An 11,252-nucleotide genomic window follows, 5' to 3' on the forward strand; every position below is an offset into this window, starting at 1 on the left:
GGTATTATATTTAATCGTTCGCACGATTTTTCCGCAATACTCATTTTGAAAACAACTCATTTTGAAAAATCTATCTTTTTATATCCCTAAAATATTGTGTTTATCCCTTTTCTTTATGCTTGTTATAAACGCGCAGGCACAAACAAGCTTTGAAACAGCTACCCTTCGTTTTGAGTTAGATGAAACGGGGCGAGTAAAAGCCCTGATAGATCGAAGCAGCGGCATTAACTACGTGCCTGATGGTCATGCGGGGTATTTGATCCGCCTAAAATTGACCAACAAGCAAGAACTGAGCCCGCAGCGGATGCAAAGAAAAGGCGACCAAATTTTGCTCAGTTTTGCAAATGGGCTTAAGCTAGAACTGCGCGTGAATGTACAACCAGCCTATTTGAGTTTTCAACTCCTGCGTTGCTCTGATACCCGACAAATCAGTACACTGCTTTGGGGGCCGTTGAACAGTTCCATTCGCGACACAATCGGAGAAGTGGTTGGGGTGGTGCGCAATGCCAATTTTGCCATTGGCATTCAGGCCTTGAATGCTAAAACCATTGGAGGTAAACAACAAGGCGAAGACGGCACTACAGCAAGCTCTGCGGGCATTACTGGATCCACTGCCACTTCAGAAATACATGGATCTTCACTACATGCATTTTGCTTGAATGCGGCTTTGCCACGTCAGGTAGATGTGTTGCATATGAAAGCCAATACCGTTCCTGCTATTCCCAACTATACCATTGAAGGTAGCGCAATTGCCCTTTTTGGTGTGCCGAATAATCAAGCTTTACAAACCATCGGCACCATCAGTCAAAAAGAAAAATTACCCTATCAAACCATTGATAGCCAGTGGATCCGTACTTCGCCAAAACGCAATAGGCCATACCTGATTACCAATTTTTCCGAGGCAAATTTTGATGAGCTGTTGGATCTGACCCGTCGCTTGGGCTTTTACTCTATTTATCATGAAGGGCCGTTTAATACATGGGGACATTTTGAATTGGAAAAAACGCAGTTTCCAAATGGTCGTACTGGCATGAAACGCAGTGTGGAGAAAGCCAGTGCGGCTGGTATTAAAGTAGGTGTGCATACACTTACCAATTTTATTTCAACCAATGATGCATTTGTATCGCCATCGCCTTCATCAGGTTTACTGGCTACTAATACCAGCATTATTAGTGAAGCCATCAGTGCTGAAACCAAAGAAATTCCCATTGCTGACTTGGCCTTATTTGATTTTAAATCTACTTTGAATTGTGTTCAAATTGGTACAGAATTGATTCGGTATCAGGAAATCAGTAAAGAAGGTGTACCACGTTTGCTCAATTGCCAACGAGGTGCATTTGGTACTGTTGCACAAACTTTTCCGCGCGGTGCTAAAATTAAAAGACTTGCCGATCATGGATATAAAACCCTTTTTCCGGATTGGCAATTACAAGAAAAAATGATTCAAAATCTTGCCAACTTTTTTAATGAAACTGGCGTGTCTCACTTAGATTTTGACGGGCATGAAGGTGCCCTGTATACTGGTTATGGCGATTATGGAACGAATTATTGGGTAGATCAATTCATGAAAAAAGTAGACCATCAGGTATTTAATGGGTCGAGTATTATGAACCATTACTACTGGCATCACAACAGTTATATCAATTGGGGTGAGCCTTGGTATGCCAGCTTTCGTGAGAGTCAAGCCGATCATCGCTTTCGCTTACAACCATTTTTTGAACGCAACTACATGCCCAATATGCTGGGATGGTTTTTAGTGACCCCTAACACTGCAGTGGAAGATGTGGAATGGATGATGTCGGTTTCAGCAGGTTACAATGCAGGCTTTGCGCTGGTGTTGCGTCATGAAGCGCTTAAGACAAATCCGAATATTGACAGCATCATTGCTACAATTGCCCGATGGGAAAAAGCAAAACAGTTAGGCATTTTTAATCCAACACAACGTGCATTACTGAAAAATACCAAAAACGATTTTCATTTAACGCTGGCAGCACCAGGTAATTGGCAGTTGCAGCATTATGACAAATTTCGCTTTGAACATCAAGCAAGAGCCATACAGCCGGGGGAGCCGCAACAATCTGTATTTACATTCAACAATAAGCAGTTGACACAGCCAATGCATTTGTATCTGCATGCAGATGGCAAAGAAGGTAATATTGTGAACCCTGTTCTTGAAATAGATGGATTTTTTGAAATCAAATTGCCAATAACATTACAATCCGGAGAAGCACTGCTTTGGGATGGCTCCGATACAATCAAATACTTCAATGCCAAAAGTGTTTTTGTCCGTAATTTAAATATTGGAAAATCATTACCCCTACTCAAACTAGGCCCACATCAGATAGTGGTGTCTGCCGAGCAAATGAATGGCGAACATACTTCATTAAAAGGTGTTGTTCGTTTAAAGGGAATCGTAGAAAAAATAAAGCACTAGAAAATAAATTGAAATATTAAGCAACTGGTATTTGAATATGCACTTTTGTACCTTTGGGTTGATTAGCGCTAAATGTAATTTGTCCCTTTAAATAATTTATTCGAACTGCAATATTTTTTAAGCCTAAACCGCCTTTGTTTTTTCCATCTTCGTAGTTAAATCCTATACCATTATCGGAAAGTACAACATTGATATAAGATGCAGAACGTTCCAATAATAAATACAACTCATTGGCATTTGCGTGTTTAATAACATTATTGATGAGTTCTTGAATAACCCGATAAAGAATAACTTCTTCGTTAAACTCTAACTGGTCTTTAAACCCTTTTGTTTCTAGTTTTATTTTTAGGGTATGTTCATCAATTTTTTCAATAAAACTTCTAATATCGCTAGCTATACCGCTCTTCAGTAAAAAGTTAGGCATCATTTTATGGCTAATTACCCTTACTTCTTTACAGCTTTCATCGACCAAGGCCATTGTTTTTTCAGCTAAAAAATGATCCTCCTGTTTAGGAATTTCGACTCTTTCGAATAGTGCTTGCAAATTCATTTTAACAGCGCTGAAGAGCTGACCAACGCCATCATGTAAATCTGCGGCAATTCGTTTTCGTTCTGTTTCTTCAGCTTCAATTACTGCTTCTGTAATAGCTTGTCGTTGTTTTACCCTTTCAGCAGTGAGCAACATTTTTTGTTCTAATTGTTTGCGTTTATACAAAGCATAAGCAATTACTACTAAAAGTAAGACACTGATTACTGTAATTATTAGCAGATTATTTTTTTGTTTGATTGCAGTTGATTGTTTTTGCAGCAATAGTTCCTTTGTAAGAGCTTGTTTGCTAAGAGAATTAATTTGATCTGACTTAAGTGCTGAATCAAGTTGATTTTTTAATATGGTTTGATTTTGTGCAAAAAGTAAAATACTGTCCTCTGCCAACTGTAATTTTGCACCAGACAAAGCCAATTGTTGATTACTAATTTTTAAACTTTTTATAGAATCTGATTGAGAAAGAAATACTATTTTATTTTCCTTTTGTTGTGTTTCGTATTTTGTTTGAAGTGAACTAAACGTCTTATAATTAACAGAGTCCATTATTCTTTTCTCTGCAGCAAATGACTTGTTACTAAACTCTAATGCCTTTTGAAAGTTTTTACCATTTAGATAGAATTCTTTTAAAAGATTTGCAGCCAATTGAATGTTATAATTATCAGAAATACTTTCAAAGTAATGCAAGGATTCTAATAAATTTTTCTCAGCATGATTATTCTTTAGTTGTATTTGTGCTTCTCCAATATTGAGTTTTGCAGTATTTTCAGAATGTAAATCATTTGCCCTAGCAGCCAATGATTTTGAAATTTCATAATATTTAATTGCTTCAATAAAATTATTTTTATAAAAATATATGGCTCCAATTAAGTTAGCATTTACAGCCTCTTCAACAGACATCTTCAACTTTTTAGTTAGTGAATCGGCTATTAATGCATGCATTAGGGCTTTATCTAAAGCATTATTTTGAATATAAAGATTGGTGAGATTGATATTTATTAATGCTTTAGTTTTTTCAAAATGATTTTTACTAGAGATAACTAATCCTTTATTAAAATACTCCATTGCCAGTTTAAACTGTTGTGTATTATTATAAATCATACCAATGTTATTATACATTGTAGCCAAGGATAGCATATTATTGGTTATTTCAAATAATTGAATTGCTTTTAGGTAGTTAGCAATAGCTTTATCAAATTTTCCAGTCAAGTTATATATGGAACCCATTATATTGAAAGCACTTGCTTCCAAAGCAATATTCTTTATGCTAACAGCTTTATTTAATAAATAGATGGTAGTAGCTAAGCTCTGATTTTCATTTTTCCCTCTAAAATTTTCAAACACATAATCTAGGTGATTTTTTATCTGCCCACTGTCTTTGTACCGCTCATTAACGAATTTTGTAGTATCAGTTGTAATTGAATATTGTGCTAAGGATCCAAGACTAATAAATAAGCATACTACAAGCAATTTATATTTCATACAAGCATATTGAGTAGGAATTAGTAATTTAATAAAATTATTTTTAATGTATAAAGATTATTCTAAATACAATTAGGCTGCCTCATTTTTAGAGACAGCCTAAGTATAGCATTACAATATTATTAGTGTACAAAATATTATGAAAGACTTATTTCAAATCATATCCCACAATAATATTCTTGTCTTTTTTGAAGTACAAAACGTCATAGTCCTCATCAACTTCGTATTCAGGCTTTTTATCGTCTAATATAATTTCTGCTTCAACTTTACCAGTATTTTTATTCATCTTGACCAAACCTACACCATCATTTAATTTAGTTAAGATATAGATATGATCTTTTGTACCTGAAGTTGCCCTGAATTTTTTATTCATTTCACTTAGCATTCCATTTGCAGCGCCTACCGTTTGGTTAGCTGATTTAGTTCTACCTGCATAGTTTTCACCGATACTTTGTCTTGCTAAAGCCACCGCCATTGCACCCATTGCCACTTTTCCTAATAAGCTTTGTCCAGGGGCTTTGAAGTAAGATTCATAAATCACTTTCCCATCATATGAAAACAGCGTATTACTTTGGGCTGATCCAACCAAAATACCCGATTCACGTAATTCAATTTTTGTAGGAGTTTCGTTTTCTTTAAAATCTACATCTGCAACTTTTTTAATATCCCCATCAGATTTTATGAAGAATAATTCAGTACCAGTACTTACTACTAAACGATTATTCTTTTCATCGTACATAGTAATCATATTGGTTACTTTTTTGAATTTAGTAGCTTCTTTGATTGGTTCCCCTGTTTTCAAGTTTACTACACCCATATCTTTGGTTGTTAAGTAAAATGCTTGATTATTCGGTAATATTTCAAAAACTTTAAAAGTAGGGCCTGTTTTGATATCTTTTTTTACTGCAGGGTTACCAGTTGCTATATCAATGGTATTTATTTCCCCCTTATGGGCCGCATAGATAATACCATAAGGCGTTATTGAGGCTTGGTGAATACTACCTCCCACTTCATATGCATCTTTCCATACTTTTTCGGCATTTGCTCGGTTGTACAGTTGGAAATAAGTTGTTTTTAAATCAGCAGTATGCGTAAATAAATAATTATCAATTAACTCAAACCTTTGGGGCATCCCTTCCAACTTCATTGGCTTTTTAGTGGTTAAAGCACCATTAGCATCTAATTTATGAAGATAATGATCCTTCCCATTGCTCTCGCCTATATAATACTCCCCCTTTTTGACATCTGCCACCACTTTAATTATGCTTGAAGTTCGCTCCAAATCGCTGTAAACCCAATTAATGGTTAAAGAGACTTTATCAATACAAACAATCCCTTTTTCAGTTCTCACAAAGATCTTACCATCAGACTCAAAGAAGTTTAAAGCATTAATATAAGCTCCCATTAGCTTTTTATCAGTGAAGTCTACGATGCCCTTTTGAGCAAAATTCACCAAATCATAAACTCCTAATGCATAACCCCCGGTCATTCTTGTACCCATGATGGTCATGGTATTGTTCTCTAAATCTGGGTATACGCTCATTATAGCTCCCCATCCATTATTTGCTTGAGTAAAAACTTCGTTACCATTAGTATAATCAATGATTACTTTACTGTAACCACGCGATAAAGCTAAATAGGGTGTATTTGGAATTAATTGTATTTCTTCAGGTTTGATCTTACCCATTTTAGTGTAAGTATATTTTACATTGCTGGTTTGTGCCTCAATACCACTTAACCCATCAGAAGAACCTACTAACAAATAACCACCTGGCGCTTTTTCGATCATTTCAATATTCCCTTTAATGGTATATTGATACTTTTGCTTAATTGTATTTTGTGCAAATACTCCTACTGTAGTTATAACAAAGGACAAGCTAAAAAATAACTTAGCATAAGCATATTTCGCTTTTTGTTGCTTTATAGTAGGCAACCAGCGAAAATTTAAGCCTAGAGCACTAATAAATCTTTTCATGGTATGTTTCATTTTATAAAACAAAACAACCATTTTAAGCTAAGTGCCACAATAACGCATTTGTAGTATTTTATTAAATATAACCCACTAGCGAACCACAATCTCATCAATAAACACCCAAGAACCACCACCTGCTGATGGATGCCAATTAAATAATTTTTGAGTTCCTTTTATATCAAGTTTTACATAACGAAAACTACCTAGGGATTTATCGAACAAAAAATGATGCGTTAAATTTTCTTTACGTTGCTCCCCATCAATGGTTTGGGTTTCAATCAACCGATATGATATACCATCTTCTGATACTAAACAGGTGACTGATTTGGGATGCATGATCCAACTTTTAGGGTCATACAAACTTGATACTTGAATGGATTGATAGGGCTTTGCTGTTTGAAGGTCTAATACAAGTTCAAAATCTTGCGCTTCCCAACCAAGCCAATGAGCTTTAAAATCATTTGCCCCTTGCACGCCATTGGTCAAAACAGATAAATCAGCTTGACTATATTTTATCGAAGGCATTGGTGTTGCATTTGCTCTTTTACGGAATGCATAATTGCCTTCCACCTGAACATCAATAAATCGTTTAGTTGCTTGATAATACTCCAAAGGTGAAAGACCAGCTTCATTCACATTCTTGACTTCGCTATGCTTTGATACTGTGTAAAAATCCTCAATCATTTGTTGCATGACGGGTTTTAAAATAAACTTCTCTTTATTTTCATTATAAAAACCCCTAGACCCAAACATATCGCTTTTACCGATTTCCATCATTGCATACTGAATGGGTAACCGACAAAGTTTTACACGTTGTAATAATTGGGTATCCTTTTTTACCGATTTTTCAGCAGTATCAAAATATTGGTTGTATTGAATTATGTTTTCATTCGATAAAAATGTTTTAGCGTGAGCTACAGGATGGCCGTATATATCCAACCATTCACCCGTTTTTTGAATTTCATTTGTCAACTGAGTAATATATTGTTGAATATATACACCTGCTGGGCCATAATAGCCATTCAAAAAATCAGTCATCACAGAATCTACATTAATTGATGGGTTCCACAACAATCGCGCAATCAAATAAGTTTTTAATTCAGAAAACTCATGCCCCAAGCTAGCATTGGTTTGTTGAAAATGCGCATTCACTTTGTTCTTCGTAAAAAATTGAATATTCTTTTGAAGTGTGTGCAGATTGGGGAATGGCGAAATATGATGCGAAAAATTAACTGTGTAATCCCATAAGTAAATGTTTTTACTGATTTTACCCCAATCGGTAATGTCTTTCAAAAAAGAAACGCTGAGGCTGTCGTTTTCAATAGCTCTACTCCTATTCAATTCAATGGTACAAAGCATGATTTGTACATTATCCGCAGGTTTAATTTTCTTGGGAGCTTTCCTCGAATATTGATACGCCAGCGTTGAAATCATTTTCTCGGGAAATTGAGCCGCTACCCTATTTACAAAATGTACGATTGGGCCAGCAGCCGACCCCTCTTCTGCAATTATTTTAGCGCATTGATTGCATTGACAATAAGAAAAATTATCCCCTTGACTTACCGACCATAACTTTCGGTCGGGCTGTATTGCCATTTCTTCTTTCAATTTGTTAATGGTTAACTCAAATACATCAGGATTGGTGAGGCATAATTGATCAATAATCCTTTTATTACCCATCAAAGCAAAATATTCGGGGTGCTTTTCAAAATAGGTTTCCCAAGGCACCAAACGATTAAACGTATGCACATAATACCCTTTCGCAAATTCTTCATTATGGTCGTTTAATCTATTCCAGTTTCTATAGTCTTCATGCTTTTGTGTTAAATCTCCATTTACAATGCGAATAGTATTCACTGGCTTATCTAATTCACATAAAACTGGCAATGTGATAGTCGTTTTTTTAGGTATTAATTCTACATTAGGCGCATACATTCTACAACCTAAATATTTTTCAAGCAGATGTACAACACCATAAATAGCTCCTTTTTTACCACCTGATAGAATCAATATATTGTCTTCTTGAGAAGAAATTAAAAAAGCATCTTCTTTTAATTGCAACTTTTTTGTTTCAAATTCAGCAGTAAAATGTTTGTTCAGATTGATTGGAAAACTTGAGGAATTAATATAAATAGCACGCTGAACATTTGGCTTATCCGTTTTTAAAATTTTCATTTCACAACCAGCAATTTTTTTAAAGGTTGATTGTAACAATACAGCAGCATATGCCTCTGCATCAGTAGGCTTTACTGATAATACAATTGAAAATTGAGGCACTCCATTTTTAACAATAGTGGGTTGTTTTTGTGCAAAAAGCTGAAGGGGTAAATTCAAAATGGATAAAAAAAGGAACAATTGAATAGACATGAAAAAAATTAAGGAATGAGTGCATTTTATGGTAACAAACCAAGCTGGTTATAAAACAAATTTAACAGGATTTATTAAACCAAAGATTTAAAAAAAAACATATCTTATGCTGAAATATTACAAGATTACATGCGACTTCGTTCTATTTTATTTACCCTTATAATCATTTGCTTTGCGTTGATTTCCAAAGCCCAAAAAGGAAATTTTTCTATTAATGATACTGCATTCATGCTCAACGGCAAACCAACTGTTATTCGTTGCGGTGAAATGCATTTTGCACGTATTCCCAAACAGTACTGGCGCCACAGACTTCAAATGGCCAAAGCCATGGGATTAAATACCGTATGTGCTTATATGTTTTGGAATATGCATGAAAAAGAGCCTGGCAAATTTACCTGGGATGAGCAATCAGATGTGGTTAGTTTTTGCAAAATAGCACAGGAAGAGGGATTATACATTATCCTAAGACCTGGTCCCTACTCCTGTGCAGAGTGGGAGTTTGGTGGATTCCCATGGTGGTTGCTTAAAGACAAATCCATTCAACTAAGAACACAGCACCCCTATTTCATGGAAAGAAGCCGGCAATATTTAATGGCCGTAGGAAAACAATTAGCACCCTTACAAATTAATCATGGCGGTCCAATTCTAATGGTACAAGTAGAAAATGAATATGGCAGTTTTGGAAATGACAAAGCCTATATTGGCAAACTAAGAGATTATATTCAAGAAGCTGGATTTACTGTACCGCTTTTTACCTGCGATGGACCAAGTCAATTGAAAAATGATTATAGGCCCGATATTTTTGCTGTGGTTAATTTTGGTAGCAATCCGCAATCGGCTTTTGAAGACCTTAAAAAAATTCAACCCAAAGGCCCATTGATGTGTGGCGAATACTATCCTGGTTGGTTTGATAGCTGGGGCAGAAAACACCATACAGGCACAACGGATCGTGTAGTAGCAGAACTTGAATGGATGTTAAAAAATAAAGCATCATTTAGTATTTATATGGCGCATGGAGGTACCACTTTTGGCACATATAGTGGTGCCAATTCTCCACCATTCTTACCTCAAACAAGCAGTTATGATTATGATGCTCCGATTAATGAAAGTGGAGAAGCTACAGAAAAATTTTATAAAATAAGAGAGCTGTTCAGCAAGTATTTACAAGAAGGAGAAACCTTGCCTAAAGTACCAGCACCAATCCCCACACAAAAAATAAAACCATTCATATTAACCAATGCAGCATCATTATTCAACAATTTACCTAAACCAGTAAAATCAGACTCAGCCATACTATTTGAAGACCTCAATTTAGGATATGGCTCCATGGTCTATCAAACGCAATTACCAGCTGGCAAATCAGCAACATTAATTGCTGAAGTACACGATTATGCAACAGTATATATGGCCGGTAAAATGATTGGCATTGGCGATAGAAGAAAAGGTAAATTATCCATTCATTTGCCTTCGAGAAAAAAAACAGAAACAATTACGATTGTTGTAGAAGCGATGGGGCGTATTAACTACGGTCAAAATATGCACGACAGAAAAGGCATTAACGGCAAAGTGATATTGGTAGATGATAAGGGGATTGAAACTGTTGTAAAGAACTGGCTGAACTATCCCATTCCAATGGGCGACAATACCATATCTGTTGATTTTTCAAAAGTATCGGCAAAGTCAATAGGGCCGAAGTTTTACAAAGGTTTTTTTGAGGCCACAGATCAAAGTGATACCTACCTTGATGTACGCGGATTGAATAAAGGTTTGGTTTGGATTAACGGCATTTGTTTGGGTCGATACTGGAATATAGGTCCAACACAAACCATGTTTTTACCAGGCAGTTGGTTGAAAAAAGGTCGCAACGAAATAATGGTTTATGATATTTTTGGATTGAACAATGCAACACTACAAGGGTTAACTGCACCAATTCTTGACTGCTTAACAGAACAAGCTGCAGCTGTTAAAACCAGACCAATCAAAGCCATTGACTTTAAAGGTGTAGAACCTATTTACAAAGGAGCATTTGACCATTCAGAAAAATGGCAAACAGCTAATTTTAGTTCGGTGAAAAATGGGCAATACTTTTGCATTGAAGCCTTAGATGCGCATGATGGCAATGCATTTACCACAATAGCAGAATTAGAATTAATAGACGCCAACGGCAAAGACATCCCACGTAATACTTGGAAAATCATTTATGCAGACAGCGAGGAAACCAGTGGTGACGATGGTAAAGCAGAAAATATTTTTGATCTTCAGTTTACTAGTATTTGGCATTCGCAATGGCAGGATCAACAACCCAAACATCCCCATCGATTAGTCATTGATTTGGGCAGTACTAAATCCATCAAAGGCATTAAATACTTGCCACGACAGGATTCCAAGAATGGTCGCATCAAAAATTATCAATTGTATTTTTTGCAAAAAGGGAATTTATCCAAACAATAAAT

5 protein-coding genes are annotated in these 11,252 nt (G+C 35.7%); 2 read left to right on the plus strand and 3 right to left on the minus strand.

What is annotated here, in order from left to right; genetic code table 11:
- Positions 1-61 precede the first annotated feature (61 nt).
- Positions 62-2,434 carry a hypothetical protein gene (locus tag ACTIEI_RS13965; RefSeq protein WP_439506909.1) on the plus strand — a complete coding sequence of 791 codons (2,373 nt, stop codon included), beginning with the start codon at positions 62-64 and terminating at the stop codon, positions 2,432-2,434.
- A 16-nt stretch (positions 2,435-2,450) separates the two neighbouring features.
- Here the strand turns inward: ACTIEI_RS13965 and ACTIEI_RS13970 are convergent, their stop codons facing one another.
- The 3 genes from ACTIEI_RS13970 to ACTIEI_RS13980 form a co-directional block, all read right to left on the minus strand.
- On the minus strand, positions 2,451-4,460 hold the full coding sequence (locus tag ACTIEI_RS13970) for a tetratricopeptide repeat-containing sensor histidine kinase (RefSeq protein WP_439506910.1): 2,010 nt from the start codon (positions 4,458-4,460) through the stop codon (positions 2,451-2,453).
- Positions 4,461-4,608: 148 nt separating this feature from the next.
- Positions 4,609-6,435, minus strand: coding sequence for a hypothetical protein (locus ACTIEI_RS13975; RefSeq protein WP_439506911.1), 1,827 nt, complete (start codon positions 6,433-6,435; stop codon positions 4,609-4,611).
- Positions 6,436-6,522: 87 nt separating this feature from the next.
- Positions 6,523-8,799 carry a DUF4838 domain-containing protein gene (locus ACTIEI_RS13980; protein WP_439506912.1) on the minus strand — a complete coding sequence of 759 codons (2,277 nt, stop codon included), beginning with the start codon at positions 8,797-8,799 and terminating at the stop codon, positions 6,523-6,525.
- Positions 8,800-8,928: 129 nt separating this feature from the next.
- Here ACTIEI_RS13980 and ACTIEI_RS13985 point away from each other — a divergent pair, with 129 nt between their 5' ends.
- Complete coding sequence (locus tag ACTIEI_RS13985) at positions 8,929-11,250, plus strand: beta-galactosidase (RefSeq protein WP_439506913.1); 2,322 nt, start codon at positions 8,929-8,931, stop codon at positions 11,248-11,250.
- Positions 11,251-11,252 lie beyond the last annotated feature (2 nt).

Source organism: Sediminibacterium sp. (assembly GCF_051860225.1).
In the GTDB taxonomy this organism is placed as follows: Bacteria; Bacteroidota; Bacteroidia; order Chitinophagales; family Chitinophagaceae; genus Sediminibacterium.